Annotated in this window: 21 protein-coding genes and 2 pseudogenes; 9 read left to right on the forward strand and 14 right to left on the reverse strand. The window is 75.3% G+C overall.

The window, feature by feature from the left end; all coding sequences use genetic code 11:
- Positions 1–116: 116 nt before the first annotated feature.
- A complete protein-coding gene (locus tag WDZ17_RS12550; RefSeq protein ID WP_339575505.1) occupies positions 117–605 on the reverse strand; it encodes a hypothetical protein in 489 nt (162 codons plus the stop codon).
- Between the two features lie 108 nt (positions 606–713).
- On the opposite strand from WDZ17_RS12550, the gene WDZ17_RS12555 reads away from it, so the two are divergent.
- The gene (locus WDZ17_RS12555) at positions 714–1,241 is read left to right on the forward strand and encodes a PadR family transcriptional regulator (RefSeq protein WP_339575506.1); all 528 of its coding nucleotides are present in this window, start codon (positions 714–716) and stop codon (positions 1,239–1,241) included.
- A 29-nt stretch (positions 1,242–1,270) separates the two neighbouring features.
- Here the strand turns inward: WDZ17_RS12555 and WDZ17_RS12560 are convergent, their stop codons facing one another.
- The 3 genes and pseudogenes from WDZ17_RS12560 to WDZ17_RS12570 all read right to left on the reverse strand — a co-directional run.
- A complete protein-coding gene (locus tag WDZ17_RS12560; protein WP_339575507.1) occupies positions 1,271–2,941 on the reverse strand; it encodes a GMC family oxidoreductase in 1,671 nt (556 codons plus the stop codon).
- Positions 2,938–3,687 (reverse strand): gluconate 2-dehydrogenase subunit 3 family protein, encoded by a 750-nt coding sequence (locus WDZ17_RS12565; RefSeq protein ID WP_339575508.1) that lies wholly within the window; start codon positions 3,685–3,687, stop codon positions 2,938–2,940. The genes WDZ17_RS12560 and WDZ17_RS12565 overlap by 4 nt, the downstream gene beginning before the upstream one ends.
- A 137-nt stretch (positions 3,688–3,824) precedes the next feature.
- Positions 3,825–4,289, reverse strand: a pseudogene (locus WDZ17_RS12570) (hypothetical protein); the annotation flags it as partial.
- A 145-nt stretch (positions 4,290–4,434) separates the two neighbouring features.
- On the opposite strand from WDZ17_RS12570, the gene WDZ17_RS12575 reads away from it, so the two are divergent.
- Complete coding sequence (locus tag WDZ17_RS12575; RefSeq protein WP_339575525.1) at positions 4,435–4,857, forward strand: GNAT family N-acetyltransferase; 423 nt, start codon at positions 4,435–4,437, stop codon at positions 4,855–4,857.
- A 24-nt stretch (positions 4,858–4,881) separates the two neighbouring features.
- On the opposite strand, the gene WDZ17_RS12580 is transcribed toward WDZ17_RS12575, so the two are convergent.
- Complete coding sequence (locus tag WDZ17_RS12580; RefSeq protein ID WP_339575510.1) at positions 4,882–5,220, reverse strand: histone-like nucleoid-structuring protein Lsr2; 339 nt, start codon at positions 5,218–5,220, stop codon at positions 4,882–4,884.
- A gap of 73 nt (positions 5,221–5,293) precedes the next feature.
- Positions 5,294–6,172 (reverse strand): class I SAM-dependent methyltransferase, encoded by an 879-nt coding sequence (locus tag WDZ17_RS12585; RefSeq protein WP_339575511.1) that lies wholly within the window; start codon positions 6,170–6,172, stop codon positions 5,294–5,296.
- A 216-nt stretch (positions 6,173–6,388) separates the two neighbouring features.
- On the opposite strand from WDZ17_RS12585, the gene WDZ17_RS12590 reads away from it, so the two are divergent.
- Entirely contained in the window at positions 6,389–7,219 is an 831-nt protein-coding gene (locus WDZ17_RS12590; protein WP_339575512.1) for an oxidoreductase, read from the forward strand.
- 91 nt (positions 7,220–7,310) lie between these two features.
- On the opposite strand, the gene WDZ17_RS12595 is transcribed toward WDZ17_RS12590, so the two are convergent.
- Positions 7,311–7,748 (reverse strand): VOC family protein, encoded by a 438-nt coding sequence (locus WDZ17_RS12595; RefSeq protein ID WP_339575513.1) that lies wholly within the window; start codon positions 7,746–7,748, stop codon positions 7,311–7,313.
- 299 nt (positions 7,749–8,047) lie between these two features.
- Between WDZ17_RS12595 and WDZ17_RS12600 the strand changes: the two genes are divergently transcribed.
- Entirely contained in the window at positions 8,048–8,638 is a 591-nt protein-coding gene (locus WDZ17_RS12600) for a dihydrofolate reductase family protein (protein ID WP_339575514.1), read from the forward strand.
- A gap of 52 nt (positions 8,639–8,690) precedes the next feature.
- Here WDZ17_RS12600 and WDZ17_RS12605 read toward each other — a convergent pair whose 3' ends face one another.
- Both WDZ17_RS12605 and WDZ17_RS17520 read right to left on the reverse strand, forming a co-directional pair.
- Positions 8,691–9,638, reverse strand: coding sequence for a transketolase family protein (locus WDZ17_RS12605; RefSeq protein ID WP_339575526.1), 948 nt, complete (start codon positions 9,636–9,638; stop codon positions 8,691–8,693).
- Positions 9,638–10,280: pseudogene (locus tag WDZ17_RS17520) on the reverse strand (thiamine pyrophosphate-binding protein). Before WDZ17_RS17520 ends, WDZ17_RS12605 begins: the two are co-directional and overlap by 1 nt.
- Before the next feature lie 165 nt (positions 10,281–10,445).
- On the opposite strand from WDZ17_RS17520, the gene soxR reads away from it, so the two are divergent.
- Complete coding sequence (gene soxR / locus WDZ17_RS12625) at positions 10,446–10,895, forward strand: redox-sensitive transcriptional activator SoxR (RefSeq protein WP_339575515.1); 450 nt, start codon at positions 10,446–10,448, stop codon at positions 10,893–10,895.
- A gap of 70 nt (positions 10,896–10,965) precedes the next feature.
- Here the strand turns inward: soxR and WDZ17_RS12630 are convergent, their stop codons facing one another.
- Complete coding sequence (locus WDZ17_RS12630; RefSeq protein WP_339575516.1) at positions 10,966–11,574, reverse strand: TetR/AcrR family transcriptional regulator; 609 nt, start codon at positions 11,572–11,574, stop codon at positions 10,966–10,968.
- A 53-nt stretch (positions 11,575–11,627) separates the two neighbouring features.
- Here WDZ17_RS12630 and WDZ17_RS12635 point away from each other — a divergent pair, with 53 nt between their 5' ends.
- Positions 11,628–12,146, forward strand: a complete 519-nt coding sequence (locus WDZ17_RS12635; protein WP_339575517.1) for a nuclear transport factor 2 family protein — start codon at positions 11,628–11,630, stop codon at positions 12,144–12,146.
- Positions 12,147–13,208: 1,062 nt separating this feature from the next.
- Here WDZ17_RS12635 and WDZ17_RS12640 read toward each other — a convergent pair.
- From WDZ17_RS12640 to WDZ17_RS12655, 4 genes are all read right to left on the reverse strand, one after another.
- A complete protein-coding gene (locus WDZ17_RS12640) occupies positions 13,209–14,549 on the reverse strand; it encodes an MFS transporter (protein ID WP_339575518.1) in 1,341 nt (446 codons plus the stop codon).
- The gene (locus tag WDZ17_RS12645) at positions 14,546–15,202 is read right to left on the reverse strand and encodes a helix-turn-helix domain-containing protein (protein WP_339575519.1); all 657 of its coding nucleotides are present in this window, start codon (positions 15,200–15,202) and stop codon (positions 14,546–14,548) included. The genes WDZ17_RS12640 and WDZ17_RS12645 overlap by 4 nt, the downstream gene beginning before the upstream one ends.
- A 286-nt stretch (positions 15,203–15,488) precedes the next feature.
- Entirely contained in the window at positions 15,489–16,046 is a 558-nt protein-coding gene (locus WDZ17_RS12650) for a hypothetical protein (RefSeq protein ID WP_339575520.1), read from the reverse strand.
- Positions 16,043–16,612, reverse strand: a complete 570-nt coding sequence (locus WDZ17_RS12655) for a helix-turn-helix domain-containing protein (protein WP_339575521.1) — start codon at positions 16,610–16,612, stop codon at positions 16,043–16,045. Before WDZ17_RS12655 ends, WDZ17_RS12650 begins: the two co-directional genes overlap by 4 nt.
- An 857-nt stretch (positions 16,613–17,469) precedes the next feature.
- Here WDZ17_RS12655 and WDZ17_RS12660 point away from each other — a divergent pair.
- From WDZ17_RS12660 to WDZ17_RS12670, 3 genes are all read left to right on the forward strand, one after another.
- Complete coding sequence (locus WDZ17_RS12660) at positions 17,470–17,637, forward strand: hypothetical protein (RefSeq protein WP_339575522.1); 168 nt, start codon at positions 17,470–17,472, stop codon at positions 17,635–17,637.
- Between the two features lie 418 nt (positions 17,638–18,055).
- A complete protein-coding gene (locus WDZ17_RS12665) occupies positions 18,056–18,397 on the forward strand; it encodes a histone-like nucleoid-structuring protein Lsr2 (RefSeq protein WP_339575523.1) in 342 nt (113 codons plus the stop codon).
- 24 nt (positions 18,398–18,421) lie between these two features.
- On the forward strand, positions 18,422–19,060 hold the full coding sequence (locus WDZ17_RS12670) for a hypothetical protein (protein ID WP_339575524.1): 639 nt from the start codon (positions 18,422–18,424) through the stop codon (positions 19,058–19,060).
- Positions 19,061–19,073 lie beyond the last annotated feature (13 nt).

Below are 19,073 nucleotides of genomic sequence, written 5' to 3' on the forward strand. Positions count from 1 at the left end.
GGCGACGGGGTGCGGCGTCGAACTCTGCCACCGCCCGCCGTCGCGCTGGTGCCGCCGTCGCCGACACGTCGCGACCGTGACGACGCCGTGACGTGGCGGTCGTCCGCTGCTGCGCCTCAGCCCGTCGCCCCGGCGGGGCTCGGTGACCGCCGCGGGCCGCCGCCCGCCGTCCGCGCCGCGGCGGGGAGACGGTGCACCGCGAGCGCGATGAGCGGCGACCCGACGAGCGTGGGCAGCAGCCAGGCCAGCGGGCTCGACCACTGGACGACGAGGAAGGCGGTGACGAAGGACAGGTAGGACGCGCTCATGAGCCGCACGTGCACCGGCAGCCAGCCGCGGGGGCGCCGCCGCGCGAGCGCGGCGCCTGCCAGCGCCGTGACGAGGGTCGCCACCGCGATGATCGCGAACCCCCAGAGCCGCCTCGGTGCCAGCGCGACGAGGCCGAGCGCGCTCGTCGTCATCACCACGGTGACGGCCACGTAGAGGCGGCCGACCACCCCGTGCCGGTCGAGGCGCTTCGGGAGGAGCATCGCGACCGGGCCGAGGCCGAGGCCGAGGGCGCCCGCGGCGACGTGCGGGACGAGCAGTGCCGTGTGCAGGTCCATGGGGGCTTCCCCTCCGTGACGGTCCACAGTGGACTGTGATGTGGGGAGCATGCACCGTCTACTGTGGATGGTCAAGAGGTGGGTGGGGAGTGAAAGGAGGGAGGTCGGGTGGCGCGCAGGGTGAACGCGACGGCGGCGTCGCTGCTGGGCTTCCTGCACGACGGCCCGCAGTCGGGCTACGACCTCGTGCAGACGGCCGAGGCGTCCATCGGCGACTTCTGGAGCCTGACGCGCAGCCAGGTCTACCGGGAGCTCGCCGCCATGGCCGACGCCGGCCTCGTCGAGGCGCAGGAGGCGGGAGCACGGGACCGCCGCGCCTACGCCCTCACGGACGCCGGCCGGGGGGCGTTCCGGGCGTGGTTGTCCGAGCCCCCGGCGCAGGAGCAGATCCGGTACCCGCTGCTGCTCGTGCTCGCCTTCGCCCGGCACCTACCGCCGGGGCAGCTCGCCGGCTTCGTCGCCGCGCACCGGGCCGAGCACGTAGGACGCCTCGCCGGCTACCGGCGGCAGCGGGACGAGGCCCTCGCGGCCGGTGCCCGGCCGGTCGACCTCGTGACCCTCAACTTCGGGCTGCGGTACGAAGAGGCCGTCGTCGACTGGTTCGACCACCTGCCGCCCGAGGTGACGGACGGCTGACGGTCGGCGCCGGTCGGCGACGGCGGGACTCACCCGTGGCGGGCCAGTGCCTCCATCCGGTCGGCGGCGCGGGCGGCGAGAGCCATGATCGTGAGGCCGGGGTTGGCGGCGCCCTGCGTGGGCAGCGTGGAGCCGTCGGTGACGAAGAGGTTCTGCATCCCGAAGACCTTGTGGTCGGTGTCGACGACGCCGTCCTGCGCCCTCGCGGCCATCCGCGCGCCGCCGACGAGGTGGGCGAAGCGCTGGACCGTCATCGTCTCGTGCGCCCCGGCGGCGTGCAGGACCTCCTCCATGCTGCTGGTCGCCGCGTCGATCAGGGCCGTGTCGTTGTCACCGAGGCTGTAGTCGAACCGGGCGACCGGCAGGCCGTGCCGGTCCTTCTCGTCCGCGAGCGTGACGCGGTTGTCCGGGTGCGGCATGAGCTCGGCGAGCGCCCCGACGACGGCCCAGTGGTTGTAGTCCCGCATGTACTCGCGCAGCGGTGCACCCCAGTGACCCTGGGCGACCAGGTGCTCGGACCAGGTGACGGGCAGCGGGCCCACGGTCTGCAGCGACCAGCCGCGGGCGTAGGACGCCGTCGGGTCGGTCTCGTAGAAGTGCTCGCTGCTCGCCTCGGGGACCTGCGCCTTGTTCATCCGCACCTCCTCGGCGAACCGGCCCGCCGTCTGCGGGGCGCCCTGGACCATGAGGTTGCGGCCGAGCTGGTCGTGGTCGTTGCCGAGGCCCTGCGGGTGGTGCTTCGAGGCGGAGAGCAGCAGGAGCCGCGGCGTCTCGATGCTGTAGCCGGCGACCGCGACGGCCCTGGCGCGCTGGCGGTGCTCGACGCCGTCCTTGAGGTAGGTGACGCCGGTCACGCGCTCGCCGCTGTCGTCGACGAGGACGCCGCTGACGTGGCAGTGCGCGCGGATCTCCGCACCGTGGGCCAGCGCGTCGGGGACGTGGGTGATGAGCGGGCTCGCCTTCGCGTTGACCTTGCAGCCCTGCTGGCAGAACCCGCGGTAGATGCAGTGCGGCCGGTTGCCGAAGCGGCCGTTGGTGATGGCCACGGGGCCCACCCGGGCCGGGACGCCTGCGGCGTGGCAGCCCCTCAGGAAGACGTCGCCGTTGCCGCCGACGGGGTGCGCGTGGTGGCTGTAGCGGTGTGGGTACCCCCACGGCCAGTCCTGGCCGGCCACGGGCAGCTCGCCCTCGATCGCCTCGTAGTAGGGCCGCAGGTCGTCGTACCCGATGGGCCAGTCGACGCCGACGCCGTCGGTGCTGCGGATCGAGAAGTCGCTGGGGTGCAGGCGCGGCACGAAGCCGGAGTAGTGCACGAGAGAGCCGCCGACGCCGCGCCCGGAGTTGTTCGAGCCCAGCGGCACCGGGTCGCTGCCGCCGATGACGCGCGGCTCCGTCCAGTACAGGCCGTGCGAGCCGCGCTCGTCGCTCACCCAGTCGGCGTCGGGGTCCCAGAAGGGTCCCGCGTCCAGGGTGACGACGCTCCAGCCGCGCCGCGCCAGCCGCTGGGTGAGCACGCCGCCACCCGCCCCGGCGCCGACGACCACCAGGTCGACCTCGTCGTCGTCGGCGAAGCGGCGCATGTCCGCGCGCAGCTCGTGGTTCGTGCGGGCGCCGTCCAGCGGCAGCAGCCACGCCGACTCGTTGCGCTCGCGGACGTCGCGGTAGGACAGGCGTCCCGGCGCGCCGAGCGGCACCTTCATCGCAGCTCTCCCTGCCGGGGCGCCCTCGTGCCCGACGGCCGGGTCGACGGCGCGCCCGTCAGACGCTCGTGCTCGGCGCGCGCCTCGCGGACGCGGCGGGCCAGCACGGCCGGGTCGGACGGGTCGGCGTCGGCCACCTCCCAGCGCTCGCGCGCGTCCAGGCCCACGTTCTTGTACCCCCGCGGGTAGGCCGGCCCGCCGAAGCCGATCTCGTTCCACGCCCACGGGTGGGAGTAGAAGGCGGCGCAGACGTACCGGGTCCACAGGCTCCACACGTGCGCGCCCGACCAGCCGTGCCAGGTGTCGCCGTGCTGGCCGGCGTCGAAGACCGCCTGCACGAGGCCCGCCTGCTGCTGTGCGTCCAGGGTGGAGAAGGGCGCGCCGTGGGCGTCGTGGGCGTCCTCGTCGAGGGCGGCGAGCGTCGCCCGCCAGGCCTGGTCGTCCGGCGGCATGTCCTCGTAGCGCCAGCCGTCGGTCTCCCCGGACGCCAGGCGGGCGTCGACCAGGGCCACCACGGGGACCCGGGGCTCGCCGTCCTGGGCCAGCAGGAGGTCGAAGAGCGGCGAGGCCACCGCGTCCTCCTCGGTCGTGAAGAAGGACAGGTCGGTCGTCGTGGCCAGCCGGGCGAGGACGACGCCGGCCGTGACGTCGTCCCAGCGGCCGACCTCGTCGAGGACGTCGAAGCCCGGGTAGCGGCCGCGGCCCTGCGGGGTGAGCCCTCGCCGGCCCGGTGCGCGGTAGACCATCAGGCGCCGACCCGTCGCGCGGCGCGGCGGGCGGTGCGGCGGGCGGTGCTGCGGGTCCGGGCGACGTCGTGCTGCGCGCGCGAGGCCAGGCGCGAGGACCGGGTGCTCGCGACCGCCGGACCGTCGTCGTCGCTGCCCTCGCGGCGCAGCACGGAGGCGAGCAGCCCCATGCCGCCGACGAGCGAGGCGAGCGCCGGAGCGAACAGCGGCGGGCCCATCTCGAGGTTGTACGCGGCCATCCGCCAGCCGCCGGGCTTCTGCGCGATGCCACGGGCGTGCAGGTAGGTGCCCTGGAGGCCGTTGGCGACGACGAGCGCGCTGGCGAACGGCAGCACGGTGCGCGCGGCCCGCCGGCTGACGACCGCGGCGACACCGGCCGGCACGAGCGTGGGGACCACCGCGATGGGCCACCACATCATCTTGTTGCCGAAGCTCGCCGAGTCGTGCGAGGTGTAGATCTCCAGGGTCGTGACCACGGCGCCCGCCGCCGTGAGCCCGGCGAGCGTGCGCTCGAAGCGCCCGGTGGCGACGTCGTGCAGGGCCCGTCGGGCGAACCCCTCCACCTCGCGCTCCGCCCTGCGTGTTGATGTCCTGGCACCCATGTCGCTCCCCGTCCTGCCGCCGGTGGTGGACGGCGACAGTAGAGACGCATCCGACGCCCGTCGCCACCCGCACGCGGCTCTCGTCCGGTGGTGGCGCTGTCGGGCACGCCGGGCGCCGTGAGGACGACGGCGGCCGTGGCGTCGGCTGGGCCGGGCGTCGCTCGCGCAGGACCCCGGGGCGTCCGGGTCGACGCTCGCGCGGTGGAGCGGGGACGGCGACCGCGAGGAGCACTGGCGTGGCCGCCTGCGCGACGTCGCGCTTCACCTCGTCGTGGAGCTGGGCGGCGGCGACTCGGTCGGAGTCGTCGCCGCGTCCTCGCCGGGGGCGAGCGGTGCGGCCGAGCTGGTCTCGCTGTGGGTGGACCCGGCGGCCCGTGGGAGGGGCTGCGGCGACGCCCTGGTCGCGGGCGTGCTCGCCTGGGCGGCGGCCGAGCACCCCGGCACGCCCGTCGTCCTGTCCGTCTCCTCCGGCGACGACGGGGCCACGCGGCTCTACGAGCGCCACGGGTTCGTGGACGCCGGCCCGTCGCCCGACGAGAGACGCGGACGGCAGCTGCGGCGGAGCTGAGGGGCCGCCACCTCGGTGGGTGGCTCAGCCGTGGGCGGCGTCGTAGGCGTCGAGGACCGTCTGCGCGACGCGGCCCCGGCCGGAGACGGTGTGCCCGTTCTCGCGGGCCCACGCGCGGACGACGTCCAGGTCGGAGCGCTTGGCGGTGCTCGAGCGGCGCGTGCCGCCGTCCGGACGTGCACCACCGGCGGACGCCCTGCGCGCCACCGCGATCCACTCCGCGAAGGACTCCTCGATGGCGGCGGCGTGGTCGTCGTTGAGGTCGACCTCGTAGGCGGTGCCCTCGAAGGAGAACGAGACGGTCCGCGTCGCGGGGGAGCCGTCGACGTCGTCGGTGAGCACGACCTCTGTCTTCTGCGCCATGCGCGGAGTGTGGCAGCCCGAGGAGCGCCCGCCCGGCCTCGCCGCCGGGATGGTGGCGTGGCCACGGCGTCCGTCACCCGGTGGAGGAGCCGTCGTCGGGCGCGGTGGGGCGGGCGAGCACGAGCTCGACGACGTGGCGGCGGGTGACGAGGCCGCCGCGGGCGTCCACGAGCTCGGCGAGATGGGTGAGCAGCCGCTCCCGGCGGGCGGGCGACAGGGCGACCACCTCGGAGTAGGTGCCGAACAGCTCGACGAGAGCGCCTGCGTGGTAGGCGGTCTCGACGGGGAAGGTGACGGAGCGGACGTCGCCGAGGTACGGGGACCCCGCGAGCTCGGCCGTGGACGGCGTCAGGTCCTCCTCGCGCGGACGTCTCGCCGACCAGGCGGTCTGGAGCCCGGCGGCGGCGTAGGCGGCGGTCACCTCGTCGTCGGCGCTGCTCGGGCCTCCCGCGACGTGGTGGGTCCAGACGACGGCCAGCGTCCCCCCGGGACGCAGGGCACGGGCGGCCTTGCCCACCCGGACGGAGGGGTCGAGCCAGTGCCAGGCGGTGCAGCAGACGACGGCGTCGAAGGGGTCGTCCGGCAGGGGCCAGTCCTCGAAGGCGGTGACCTCGACGGTGACCCGCGGCAGGTCGGCGACGTGGGCACGGGCGGCCGCGGCCATGCCCCCACCGAGCTCGACGGCATGGACCCACCAGCCGCGCAGGCCCATCGGGCGGGTCGCCTGCCCCGTCCCCGGGGCGACCTCGAGGACGCGCGCCCCGGGTCCCAGGACGCCGTAGGCGGCGAGGGCGTCGAAGAGCCCGTCGGGGTAGGTGGGTCGGGCGGCGGCGTAGCGGGCCGCACCTGCGTCGAAGACGCCGCGTCGTGCCCGGCGGGCGGCCTCGTCGAGCGGCTCCGGGGGCAGGGCCGTGGTCGACGTCGACCGGTCGTCGTCCGGCACCGGGCTCACGGGGGAACGGTCCTCCTCGGGCGGCGCCGCCGTCCAGCACCGCCCGCGGCGGCACCCGCCACGCCACGCCACGCCACGGCGTCGCGTCGTGCCGCGTCGCCCCTCCTGCCGGCACCGGTGTCGCGCCGAGGGCGGGAGGTGCGCCATCGTCCGTGGTCGGCTCGGCGCTCCACGCCCGTGAGCCGGCGCGACCCACCACGACCGACGGAGGACGACATGCCCACCTGGCTGATCACCGGATGCTCCACCGGCCTCGGCCGTGCCCTGGCCGAGGCGGTCCTCGAGCGGGGGTGGCAGGCGGCCGTCACCGCCCGCGACCCGCGGTCGGTGCAGGACCTCGTCGACGCCCACCCGGGGACCGCCCTGGCGCTGGCGCTGGACGTCACCGACGGCGACCAGGTCCGCGACGCGGTCCGCGCGACCGAGGAGCGCTTCGGCCAGGTCGACGTCCTGGTCAACAACGCCGGCTACGGCTACCGGGGTGCGGTCGAGGAGGGTGACGACGAGGACGTCGCCCGTCTCTTCGCGACCAACGTGCACGGGCCCGTCGCGACGGCCAAGGCGGTGCTGCCGGGGATGCGTCGCCGTCGCAGCGGCACGATCCTCAACATCTCCTCCATCGGGGCGCGGCTCTGCCCGCCGGGGTCGGGCTACTACGCCGCGACGAAGGCGGCGCTGGAGGGCCTGAGCGGCTCGATGCGCACCGAGCTCGCACCCCTCGGCATCACCGTCACGGCCGTCGAGCCGGGGGCGTTCCGGACCGACTTCGCCGGCCGGTCCCTCACGGGGGCCCGGCAGCCCATCGAGGACTACGCCGAGACGGTCGGCCCGCGGCGCAAGGAGAACGACACCGTCCACGGCACGCAGCCGGGGGACCCGGCGAAGGCGGCGCAGGCGATCATCACCGCCGTCGGGTCCGGCAGGGCCCCGGCGCTCCTGCTGCTCGGCACGGACGCCCTCGCGGCCGTCGGCGGTGTGCTCGACGCCCAGCGCGCCGAGCTCGAGGAGTGGCGCGAGCTGAGCGCGAGCACCGACCTGACGAGCTGAGACGCGTTGGCGGGCAGCGTCGGTGGGTCAAGCTCCGTCGGTCGGGCCAGGGCTCGGTGGTCGGACCAGGGCTCGGTGGTCGGACCAAGGCTCAGTCGAGGCAGAACTCGTTGCCCTCCGGGTCGGTCATGACGATCCACCCGCTGCCGAGCGGGGGAGCGGGCTCGTGCCGCTCGACGCGGGTCGCGCCGAGCGCGAGGAGCCGCTCGCACTCCACCTCCAGCGCGGCCATCCGGGCGTCGCCCTCCAGCCCGGGCGCCGCCCGGACGTCGAGGTGGAGCCGGTTCTTGGCCGCCTTGCCCTCGGGCACACGCTGGAAGTAGAGCCGGGGGCCGGAGCCCTCGGCGTCGACCACGGCCGAGGCGTCGTCGCGGTGCTCCGGCGGGACGCCCATCGACGCGAGCGCCGCGTCCCAGGAGTCGAACCCCGGCGGTGGGTCCTGCAGCCGGTAGCCGAGGACCTCCGCCCAGAAGGACGCCAGCGCCGCCGGGCCGGCGCAGTCGACGGTGATCTGCACCTCACGGACCATCGTGGCCTCCTGCTGGTCGTCGCCCCGTGCCGACCGCGGCCGGCCGCGGTCGGCCGCGGTCGGGGCGCGGTCGGGACGCCAGGGTGGCGCCGTGCGGAGGGGCCCCGCAAGACCTCCGCGACGGCGGCCGTCCCCGTGCCGGCCGGCGCTGCCGGAGCCGGGCACCGGCCTGTGACCATGACGACGTGGCGCGAGGTCGAGGCGGCGCTGCCCGGCCTCCCCGCCTCCGATCTCCCCGCCACCGATCTCGGGGTCTCCGAGCGCGGGACCTGGGGCGGCGCGCTGGCTACCGTCGGCGCATGCGCCGGCTCGTCGTCTCCGTGCTGACCTCCCTCGACGGGTACTACGAGGGGCCGGGGAAGGACCTCTCGCCGCTCCCGTTCGAGGACGCGTTCAACGACCACAACCTCGGCCTGCTGCGGAGCGCCGGCACGCTCGTCTACGGCAGCACTTGGTACCCGGCGAACTGGGAGCACTGGTCGGCGGTCGCGGCGGACGAGTCCTCCGGCGAGCGCGACCGCGAGATCGCCGCGCTCGTCACGTCGTCGGACTCGCTCGTCGTGAGCAACTCCCTCTCGGTCCCGCCCGACGCGCCGTGGGCGTCCGCCACGCGCGTCGTCCGCCGCGACGACGCGCCCGCGGAGCTCGCCCGCCTGAAGCAGGGCGAGGGAGGCGACCTGCTGATGTTCGGCAGCGCGACGACGTGGAACCCCTTGCTGCGGCGCGGTCTCGTGGACGAGCTCGTCGTGCTCGTCGGCGCCGCCCTCGTCGGGGACGGGTCGCCGCTCTACACCGGTGCGCGTGCCGGCCTGCGTCTGCTCGGAGCCCGTGTGCTGCCCGGGTCGCAGCTCGTCGAGCTCCGGTACGACGCCGCGCAGCCGCAGGGCTGAGGTCGCCCGCGGCAGGGCCGGCGTCCGCCGGTCACCGCCCCGCCCTGCGCGGTCACCGCTGCGCGGCGACGAAGCCCTGGACCGACCGTCGTAGCCCGGCGACGTCGAGCCCGTGCAGCCGGTCGTGGTCGGCGACCTCGCCGTACGCGCGGTGCTCGGCCCGGTCGACGCCGAGGGCGAGCAGGCGCAGCGGCCGGTCCCGCAGCGCCTCGGCGACGAGGTGGCTGCTCGTCCCGCGCAGCCACGGCTCGACGAGGACGACCTCGGGGACGTGCGCCGCGGCGCGCAGGGCGGCGGCGTCCACGGGTCGCACGGTGACGGCGTGCAGCACGGCGACGTCGAGGCCCTCGGTCGCGGCGAGGACCCGGTCCAGCACCGGTCCGACGGCCACGACGAGGCCGCAGCCGCCCTCGCGCACCACCCGCCACCGGTCGTCGGTGACGTCGGCAGGACGGGCGTTGGACGTCGGGTCCAGGCGCAGGTAGACGCGGTCGTCGCCGGCGACGGCCCGGCGCAGCAGCGGCTCGACCTCGGCGGGGTGGCCGGGGGCGTGCACGGTCCAGCCGTCGAGGGTGTCCAGCAGCGCGACGTCGCGCGGCCCGAAGTGGGTGGCGCCTCCGGCCGGCCAGCCGTACGACCCGCCCGCGGAGACGAGGACCGCGCCGACGCCCTGGTGGCCGAGGTCGAGCTTGACCTGCTCGAAGGGACGCTCGACGAGGAAGGGCGGGAAGGTGTGGACCACGGGCCGCAGCCCGGTGAGCGCCAGGCCTCCCGCGGTGGAGACGAGCAGCTGCTCGCGGATGCCGACGTCGACGACGCGTCCCGCCAGCTCCTCGGGGACGTCGAGGTAGCCGGCCCCGACGGCGGCGAGGACGACGACGAGCCGGTCGTCGTCGGCCAGCAGCCGGGGCAGGAGCCCGTAGAACGCCTCGCGCTGGTCGGCCGGGGCGGACGCGCTCCCGCTCGTGATGACCGGGTCGGTGGTGGTCGTGCTGCTCATCAGGACTCCTTCGCCTCGGTGCGGGCGACGACGGCGTGCGGGCGGCCCGGGTCGTCGTCGGCGGCGCGGTAGGCGGCGGCCAGGGCGGCGTGGTCGCGCCCGTCGACCTCCGCGGTGGTCCAGCCCTCGAGGGCGAAGCGGGCGGCCAGGCCCCGGGCCACCCCGGACCGGAGGAGCGGTTGTCGACGACGACCGCCATGAGGCGTCCGAGGCGCTCGCGGCCCGCCTGCTGCACCGCCTCCCACCCGCTGCCCTCCTCCATCTCCGCGTCGCCGAGCAGGACGACGGTCCGGGCGTCGCGACCCGCCAGGCGCTGGCCCAGGGCGGTGCCGACCGCGAGCCCGAGGCCGTGGCCGAGGGACCCGGCGGAGATCTCGACGCCGCGGGCGAGCACCGGTCGGGGTGGTGCCCGAGGGACGAGCCCCACCGTCCGAAGGTGGCGAGCTCGTCCTCGGCGAGGAAGCCGTGCGCGGCGAGGACGGCGTAGTAGGCCATGGGCCCGTGCCCCTTGGAGACCAGCAGCCGGTCGCGGTCCGGGGCGCCGGGGTCGGCGGGGTCGACGCGCAGCACCTGGTCGTAGAGGACCCAGAGCACGTCGAGCGTCGACGTCGCGCTGGCGTCGTGCTTCTCGTCGCCGGTCATGAGGGTGATGAGCCGGGGGACCTCCTCGTAGGGCGACCGGGGGCGGGACGGGGCGAGCCGGTGGCCGCCGAGCCGGTCGGCGCGCGGTCGCGGGGCCTGGTCGGTCGTCGTCATGGGTGGCACCCTGATACCTCGACAAAGGTTGAGGTCAAGGGCAGGAGCGAGATGAGGGACCTGACACCGGGAGAGGTCGCGGCACGCGCGGGGGTCCGCGTGTCCGCCCTGCACTTCTACGAGCGCGAGGGCCTCGTCACGAGCACGCGGACGGCCGGCAACCAGCGCCGGTACGCCCGCGACGTGCTGCGCCGCCTGGCGCTCGTCCGTCTCGCGCAGCGCGTCGGCATCCCGCTGGCCCGCGTGCGGGAGGAGCTCGACCTCCTGCCCGGCGGGCGGACGCCGACGGCGCAGGACTGGGCCCGCCTGTCGGCGGCGTGGCGGGACGAGCTCGACGAGCGGATCGTCCGCCTCCAGCAGCTGCGGGACGACTTCACCGGGTGCATCGGCTGCGGCTGCCTGTCCCTCGATGCCTGCGGCCTCGCCAACCCCGGCGACGTCCTCGGGGGCGGCGGCCCCGGCGCCCGTCGGCTGCTCGACCCGAGTGGCCGCGCGGGCTGACGCCCGCCCCGCTCGACCTCCGTCCCCGGGCGTCCCGGGCGTCCCGGGCGACCCGCCGGCGGCTCTGGCGTCACCGGTGGGCCGCCGGCTGCCGCTGCTGCGGCCCCCGGTGGCCCGGGCCGGCCCCACGCCCGTCCGCGAGGGCGGCGAAGCCGTCGACGAGGGCCTCCGCGGTCGCCCGTGGCAGCGCCCCCCGGGTGCTCAGCGACGCCACGCCGTGGGCGAAGGCCCAGGCGATCGACGTCAGCTCGCCGGGTGGGCCGTCGGCGCCGTCGTCGCGGGTGAGTCGGGTCAGCGCCCGCAGCGACGAGGCGCGCGCCGCGTCCAGGGCCTCGTCGTCGTCGTCGAGGTCGCCCGGGGAGAACATCACCTCGTACAGGGCCGGGTTGTCGCGGGCGAAGGCGGTGTAGCGACGGCCCAGCTCCGCCAGCCCCTCGCGCCCCGGCGGGGCGGGTCGGTCCATGAGGGCCGCCAGCTCGGCGAAGCCCTCGGCCGCGACGGCGGTGAGCAGGCCCGACCGGTCGCCGAAGGCGTACGCCGGTGCGGCGTGGGAGACGCCCGCCCGGCGGGCCACCGCGCGCAGGCTCACCGGCGCGCCCCCCGCCTGGTCCAGCTCCTCGCGGGCGGCGCGCAGCAGCGCGTCGCGCAGGGCGGGGGGCGACCCGTCGGACGACGTCATGCGGGCAGCCTGCCGTCGCCCGCTTGACGGCGTCAAGCGGCGGGGTGCACGCTGTGCTTGTCAGCGTCAAGCCGCCCGGGTGGGCGGTCCGGCACCCTCTCGCCCCGCAGGAGGACGCCGTGTACCACGCCGCCGTCGAGCGCATCGCCCGCCGCAACTTCGAGCGCGTCAACGCCCACGACTACGAGCCCCTGCTCGCGGGGTGCGCCCCCGACATCCACCACCGCTTCGGCGGCGACCACGCCCTCGGCGGCCAGCGCCACGACGTCGAGCACCTGCGCGCCTGGTTCCACCGCCTCGCCCGCGTGTGCCCGACCCTGCAGGTGCGCGTCACCGACGTCTGGGTCACGGGCCTGCCGCACCGCACCACGATCGTGATGCGGTGGGACGCCACCCAGGAGATGCCCGACGGCTCGCCCTACCTCAACCACGGCGTCCACGTCATCACCATGCGCTGGCTCAAGGTCACCGCCATCGACGCCAACGAGGACTCCCAGGCCGTCGACCGGGCGCTGGCCGTCATCGCCGCCCACGGCGTCGACGAGGCCGCCGCCGCGCCCATCACCAGCTGATCCCGCACGGCCGGCGGCTGCGTGTCCTGGCGACTCCGAGACCGCGTCGCGTCCTGCAGCGCCGCTCGAGCAGCGGGAGCGCCGGGACAGCTGCGTCCGGTGGGGTGGTGCGCCTCGGGGGTGGTCGCGCGGCGCGTCGGGCAGGGCGAGCACGAGGCGGGCCGCCGCCTCGTGCACGGGGAGCTCGGCGGCCGTCTCGGCGGGCCGGTCGCGGGTGAGGGCGTCCAGGGCCAGGAGGCGGAAGAGCAGGGCCCGCACGAGCAGCTGCGGTCCGCACGGGCCGAGGTCGGCGAGGTCGACCAGCTCCGGGCCGGCCTCGTGCCACAGCTGCCCGTCCACCACGACGACGGCCACGGCCGTCGCGGCGGGGCGCCGGTACGGGGACAGGTCGACGACGGTCGGCAGGCCGTGGCCCGCGCGGACCGGGAGGAGCACGTTGCCGGTGAGGTCGCCGTGGACGAGCTGGTGCGGCAGCGCCTGGGGCAGCGGTCTACGTGCGTCCAGCAGTCGTGCCACCAGCGGAGCCGTCACCGGCCCGGGCGCCGGCACCTCCTCGCCCCAGGCGGCGCGGTCGGCCTCGGCCCAGGGGTCCTGACGCCCGGCCAGCCACGCCGGGGCGGGTTCGTGCGCCAGCGCGCGGTCGAAGGCGCGGGCGGTGGCCAGCAGCTCGCGCCAGCGTCCTGCCGGGCTGTCGACGCCCTCGACGTGCTCGGAGGCGGTCCACCCGTCGGCGACCCAGCGCCCGTGGCGGCTGCGCAGGGGTCGGGGCACGCGGACGTCGGGGGAGCGCAGGCGTCCGGCGACCTCGGCGGCCCAGGTGCTCGCGACGACGTCCGGGGCCGGCAGCAGGACCGCCCCGTCGACCCGGACGGCGAGCCCCCGTCCTCCGGGCAGCGGCGTCTGCCGCCCGGTGAGGTCGAAGGCGGCCAGGACGTGCGCGGGGACCGGGCCGACGGGCCCGGGCGCGTCCGGGTCGGTCCTGGGGCCATCCTCCGGCGTCGGGCTGATCGCTGCTGCCGAGCTGGCCTCGTCGTCGTCCCGCCGGCGTCGTGGGCGTGTCCCTCAGCTGGTGGTGCCGTCGGGTCGGGCGGTGCGGACGGGGCGGGAGGTGAGTGCGGCCAGCCCGGTGAGGGTGACGAGAGCGCCACCGAGGAGGAAGGGAGCGGCGGGGTCGGTGAGGTCGACGAGGACGCCGGTCGCGGCGTAGGCCAGGGGGGCGCCGCCCAGGCCAGCGAGGCTGGCGACGGACATCACGCGGCCGACCTGGTCGTCGGCGGCGGCGGCGAGGGTGAGGCCGCCGAGCACGGGGGCGATCACCCCGGAGCCGACCCCGAGGACGGCGGCGGCGGCGGCCGCGGCGCCCAACCCGGGAGCCAGCGCGACGCCGGCGAGGGCGACGCCCATGAGCGGCAGGCAGGCGACGCCGACCAGCCCGGCTCGCTGCGGGGAGCCGGTGAGCGTCAGGACCACCGAGGCCAGAGCGGCCGCGGCGCCCCAGGCGCCGAGGACCCAGCCGACGCCCTGGGGTCCCCAACCGGAGGCGTCGGCCAGCAGCGGCAGGCCGACGTTCAGCGCGCCGGCGAAGCCGAGCTCGGCGACGGCCGTGATGACGAGGAGGGGCAGCAGCAGGGTGTGGCCGCGGACGTAGCGCAGTCCTGCGGTGACGTCGTCCAGCAGGGCTCGCGCGGAGGGTCGTCGGTCGCTGCGTCGGTCTGCTCGCTCCTGCGCGCCGTCACCCCAGGGCCCGCGTCGCCCGCGCTGCTCGCCCTCGTCGTCGGCCGTGGCCGACATGGCCGATGCCGCGCGGGGGAGGGTGCGGGTGGTGGCCAGTGCGGCGACGGAGACGGCGAAGAGCCCGGCGCAGACGAGGTAGACCAGCGACAGGCTGCTGGTGGCGATGAGCCACCCGGCCAGCGGGGCGCCGGCGACGGCGGTGGCGCGGTGCACGACCTGGCGCATCGCGGTGACCCGGGACAGCTCGTGGTGCTCGACCAGGACGGCGGGCATCGCGCCGACGGCGGGGACGAAGAACGCGTCGATGACCCCGAAGGCGACGGCCAGGGCGATCAGGACCGCTGCGGAGGGCTGCTCGAGCAGCAGCACGGCCGCGACGGCGAGCATCACCGCGGTGCGGGCGCCGTCGCTGACCAGGGCGGTGGTGCGGGGCCCGACCCGGTCGGCCAGGGCCCCGCCGAAGAGCATCAGGGCGGCACGGGGGACCGCGCCGGCGGCGACGACCAGCCCGGCGACCGAGGGGGAGGCGACCTGGGTGGCGGTCCAGGCCAGGGCGACGAAGAAGACCGAGTCGCCCAGCAGGCTCAGGAACAGCCCGGTGACCCACCGCAGCACGTTGAGGTCGCGGTAGGCCGCCCTGGTGGGCGGGGCGGTGGCGGTCACGGTCACGGCTGGAACGGGAAGGCGTGCAGGAAGAGGAAGATGTGCTCGCGCCCGTCGGCCGAGTCCGCATTCTCTCCGGGTGTGGGGTCTGCTCCGGTCGAGGGACCGCTGCGGGTGGCCGGGTCGGTGGCTGCCCGTGCGGTGTCGCGGGCACGTTCGCGGTAGGCGCGCAGGACCGCATGCAGCTCCTCGTTCATCGCGGCGAGCTCGGCCGGGGTGAGTCGGAGCATGACGTCGGAGGAGACCGCGGCCTCCGACCACTCCGGGCCCCAGGAGGGCTGCTCGTCGCGCCAGGACTCCAGCCGCTCGAGCTGGTTGGCCAGGGCGGTGCGCTGCAGCGCGACCGCCGCGGCGCGGGCCTCGGGGACGTCGTCGGCCTCGGGCAGGGAGAAGCGGAACCCGTCGGTCGCCGGGCGCCACCACCGCTCGCGGCGGTCGTTGACAAGGTCCGGGGCCTCCTCGACGAACCCGTGGTCGCGCAGCCGGCGCAGGTGGTAGCTGACTAGCGCCGGGGACTCGCCCACCGACTCCGCCAGCCGCGAGGCCGTCGCGGCCTCCAGCGTGGTCAGGGCGTAGTACAGGCGCACCCGCAGCGGGTGGGCCATGGCCCGCAGGTCCTGGACGTCGTCGAGCCGTCGGTTCGGCTGCCCGGGTCGCATGTCGGCACGGTAGATCCGAAGGGTCTATTCCGCAACACATTTCTGGCGATGAAGGCCTCATTCATGAAAGCCGCCGGCGTTAGATTCACTGGCATGCTGCCAGTGGCGTATGCCACACCAACAAGGCTGCACAGCACGCCAGCCAGTGCCGCAGCACCGATGAGGACCCGCCTGCGGAGGCTCATGGGTGTGGACGCTAGGCGCGAAGCCTGCTCGCTGTCACTGCTTCTGCGCGTCTTGGACGCCTCAGACCTCGGGCAAGCCCTTTCAAGCGGACAGACTGTTGCTAGTGCGCGACCGACGGTGAGTTCAGCGCTGACGTAAGACCTAGCGCGGTGGTCCAGGGCAGCCCGGCGAGGCGGGCGACGGCCGCAATGGGGTCGTCGCCGGTGAGGGCGGCGTGCAGGGCCTGGTCGGCGACCTGGACGCGGCCGCGGCTGTCGCAGGCGCCGGTGAAGGTGCCGAACTCGGGGGTGGCCATCACGACGTCCTGCAGGTCGGCGCGCACGTCATCGCTCCAGGCGCGGTAGGCCAGCGGCGGCAGCCGGCCGTCGCGCTGGGCGCGCTCGAGGAGGCTGACCAAGACGCCGACGGGGGAGTGGGTGTGGGTGTTCGCGCCGACCGCGGCGTCGGTGCCCGCGGCCGCGGTCATGGCCCACGTCGTCCCCGTCGGGCCGGCGGTCTCGCGGACGAGCTCGAGCACCAGGTCGCGATGGACGTCGGTCAGCCCGCTGGCGCGGACTTCGAGGAAGAGGCGGATCTCTCCGGTCTCGTAGCGGGTCTGACCGACGGCGTCGGAGACGACCGCCAGGATGCCCGGGCCGTCGCCGGATGCGGCGCTCACGCCCTCGCCCCAGCAGGAGCGGCCGACGTAGGCGCCGATGCACTGGATGAGGCGGTGTCGGGCCCGTCGTCGGGGGGAGAGGGCATCGCCGCGGCGGCCACGGCCCACACGGATCCGATCCGGCTGGCGGGCAGGGCCCCGGTCTCGATGCGCTTGAGGACGGCCTGGCGGGAGATCCCGAGGGCGGCGGCGGCCTCGGGGACGCTGAGCAGCGGCGGGACGTCGACGAAGCGGGTGCGGTGGTCGAAGGCGTGGGTGGGCAGCACCTCGAGGCTGTAGGCGGGCAGGGGGCTGCTGTCCGGGCGGCGCACGTCGGCCAGGACGGCCATCGCGGTGCGGGTGGCCTGCGGGAGGTCGGTCGCCGGGAGCGTGGCGATCACCTCGAGGCGCCCGTAGGCGCTGCGGCCCAGCACCGGCCGGTAGGGCCGCAGGGTGTCCAAGACGGTGTCGGCCCAGTCGGCGTCGGCCAGCAGGCCTACGTCAACGACGTCGCCGAGCTCGGCGATGACGTTGAAGTCCGCCGGGGCGGCAGCGGTCGTGCGGGATGTCGTGCGGGACGCGGACACGCGGGACTCCTCGATGTTCAAACTGCCCCTGAGGTCGATGTCGACGGGAGGGGGCGGGGGATGGGGACGAGAGGCGCGGAGGTGGACGATGTGTGCGGGGGCCGGAGGCGGTTCGGTCGCCTCCGGCCCCCGTCCGATCACCGCCGGGGCGGCCACCGGAACCCGGCCCGCTTCAGCGGGGCCAGGCCGTTGAGGAGGGACCGCCAGTCGCTGGCGGTACCCGCCAGGACCGCGATCACCTCGCCGNACCGCCGGGGCGGCCACCGGAACCCGGCCCGCTTCAGCGGGGCCAGGCCGTTGAGGAGGGACCGCCAGTCGCTGGCGGTACCCGCCAGGACCGCGATCACCTCGCCGCCCTTGCTCACCATCAGGTGACCGTTGGCGGTGGTGACGACATCGAAGCCCTGGCGCTCCAGCGCCTTGACGACCTTCCTCACGTCCTTGTGCATGCTCTCACCCCCCTTGCTGTCCGACAACCAGAAACTAGCACGCCAGTTGCCCACCGACAATCGCACAGGGTGTCGATCGGACCGCGCGTGCGAGCCTGGCGAGATGGGCGACCGAGCAGGCCAGCGGCGGCACTGCTGGGTGGTGCTGCCGGACGCCGAACTGATCCCGGGCGTCGTGGCGGGCTGGCGGCGCGACGACCGCGGCAGGTGGCAGGCGCGCGTGGCCTACGCGCTCGAGGACGAGACCGGGGGAGTGGTCATCGGCTGGCTGCCAGCCAGTCTGCTGCGTCCTCACGGTGCGCCCTTGGCCGCAGCTGCGACGACCCGAGTTGACGCCGGGGCCGCGCGGTAGAAGGCGGCTGTACGAGCGGTTGACGTTGACCTCGGCCGAGAGGGACCTTCCGCGCCATGAGCCACGAAGAGCCTGCGACGGTCCTGCCCGCGTACTACTGCGACGGGACGGCTCGAACCGTCCACGCCCGAGAGCTCAATGCCGACGGCGTCGTCGAGGTCGACCACGAAGGCCGGCACTGGATCCCCCGAGGCGACGGCACCGCCTACTGGGTGCACGACTGACCCCACCGCGGTCGCATCGCCACCGACTGCCACGCCGGGCCCGGCGGAGGCCTCAGGGGCGACGGAAGTCCGGCGCCAGCGCAGGCCAAGGCGTGACGGGACCCCTCCACGGAGCGCGCGGCGCCGGCTCGTCCGAGCCGAGTTGGACCGACTGCCCGCAGATCGCACACCCCACCAGGTGGGACCTGGGCGGATCGGCCTCGCGGGCGGCCTTGCCTGCAGCCGCGGCGCCCGGGTGGAAGAGGTGCTCGTGCGGCGGGGGCGGCGGGTGCGGGCTCATGCCCGCGGACCGTAGGGGCGACCTCGGACAACGTCCGCGAGTGGTGCTCTTCGCCGACCGGCCGCGGTCATGCGTGGGTTCGCGTCACCGCCTTGCCGGCGTGAGGACGTTGGGCATTCGTTCTGCCACTATGTGTTCATGGCTCAGAAGACTCAGGTGACTCTTGTTGATGACCTCGACGGCTCGGAGGCCACCCAGACGGTGACTTTCGCCTTCCAGGGCACGAACTACGAGATCGACCTCAACGACCAGCACTTCTCGTCCATCGAGGAGTCCTTCGCCGAGTGGATCGGCGCCGCCCGCAAGACCACCGCATCTCAGGGGAAGGCCTCCTCGCGCGCCGCCTCCACCCGAGGCGGTGGCACCAAGCGCGCCGACCTCGACGACGTCCGCGCCTGGGCCCGCGACAACGGCCACACCGTCGCCGATCGCGGGCGCGTCAAGCAGTCCATCCTCGACGCCTACGACGCCGCCCACTGACGGCGCCCTAGGCCCGAGGAGCAGATGTCCAGGGGCCGCAGCCAGCGGCGGCGCGAGGCCAGGAGGTCGAACGCCGCCTCTGGCGTGTCCACCACCCCAGAGGGCCGGCTGAAGGTGACCATCGCGACGCTGCCCAGCGGCAGCGGACTCGCGATGGTCGGGCGGGACGTCGAACTGGTGCGGGCCACCCTGCTCTACGCCGACGAGATCGAGATCGTCTCGCCCGCAGCTCAGATGCTCGACAGCGTCCTAGAGGCCGCCCGGAACCCGGACGGCATGCTCGACTTACTTCTTGAAGCAGGTGCCGGGCTGCTCGACGGGGAGCATTCCGAAGACCAGTTGCGACAGACCCAGCAGGTCATGGCGGCCGTCAGATCCCCCGAGTGGCGCGCGAAGCTGGCGCAGTCGCCGCCGGACACCGAGGAGGGGGCGGCCCTCCACGACTTCTTCGCCAAGACGGAAGAGACGCTGCGTGAGGCCAGCGCGCAGATGAAGGCGACCGTCGCAGAGCTCGACGCGCGCTCGGGACTGACGGCCCTCCAGCCGGCCATCGACCAAGGCATCGTCACGATCCACCGTGCCGGCTACCTCGGCGCGGAGGGGTCGGACGAGGTGGTCGCGCGCTTCGTCGACCCGGAACCTGTCAAGCCTGTTGAGACGTGATGGTGCTCAGGTG

The organism is Pseudokineococcus basanitobsidens (assembly GCF_037482545.1).
Classification (GTDB): Bacteria; Actinomycetota; Actinomycetes; order Actinomycetales; family Quadrisphaeraceae; genus Pseudokineococcus; species Pseudokineococcus basanitobsidens.

Excerpts from the sequence above, each read along its gene's own strand:
- WDZ17_RS12550 (WP_339575505.1), bottom strand. The coding sequence starts at position 605 with ATGGACCTGCACACGGCACTGCTCGTCCCGCACGTCGCCGCGGGCGCC.
- WDZ17_RS12560 (WP_339575507.1), bottom strand. The coding sequence starts at position 2,941 with ATGAAGGTGCCGCTCGGCGCGCCGGGACGCCTGTCCTACCGCGACGTC.
- WDZ17_RS12565 (WP_339575508.1), bottom strand. The coding sequence starts at position 3,687 with ATGGTCTACCGCGCACCGGGCCGGCGAGGGCTCACCCCGCAGGGCCGC.
- WDZ17_RS12580 (WP_339575510.1), bottom strand. The coding sequence starts at position 5,220 with ATGGCGCAGAAGACAGAGGTCGTGCTCACCGACGACGTCGACGGCTCC.
- WDZ17_RS12590 (WP_339575512.1), top strand. The coding sequence starts at position 6,389 with ATGCCCACCTGGCTGATCACCGGATGCTCCACCGGCCTCGGCCGTGCC.
- WDZ17_RS12595 (WP_339575513.1), bottom strand. The coding sequence starts at position 7,748 with ATGGTCCGTGAGGTGCAGATCACCGTCGACTGCGCCGGCCCGGCGGCG.
- WDZ17_RS12600 (WP_339575514.1), top strand. The coding sequence starts at position 8,048 with ATGCGCCGGCTCGTCGTCTCCGTGCTGACCTCCCTCGACGGGTACTAC.
- WDZ17_RS12605 (WP_339575526.1), bottom strand. The coding sequence starts at position 9,638 with ATGAGCAGCACGACCACCACCGACCCGGTCATCACGAGCGGGAGCGCG.
- soxR (WP_339575515.1), top strand. The coding sequence starts at position 10,446 with ATGAGGGACCTGACACCGGGAGAGGTCGCGGCACGCGCGGGGGTCCGC.
- WDZ17_RS12630 (WP_339575516.1), bottom strand. The coding sequence starts at position 11,574 with ATGACGTCGTCCGACGGGTCGCCCCCCGCCCTGCGCGACGCGCTGCTG.
- WDZ17_RS12645 (WP_339575519.1), bottom strand. The coding sequence starts at position 15,202 with ATGCGACCCGGGCAGCCGAACCGACGGCTCGACGACGTCCAGGACCTG.
- WDZ17_RS12660 (WP_339575522.1), top strand. The coding sequence starts at position 17,470 with ATGAGCCACGAAGAGCCTGCGACGGTCCTGCCCGCGTACTACTGCGAC.
- WDZ17_RS12665 (WP_339575523.1), top strand. The coding sequence starts at position 18,056 with ATGGCTCAGAAGACTCAGGTGACTCTTGTTGATGACCTCGACGGCTCG.
- WDZ17_RS12670 (WP_339575524.1), top strand. The coding sequence starts at position 18,422 with ATGTCCAGGGGCCGCAGCCAGCGGCGGCGCGAGGCCAGGAGGTCGAAC.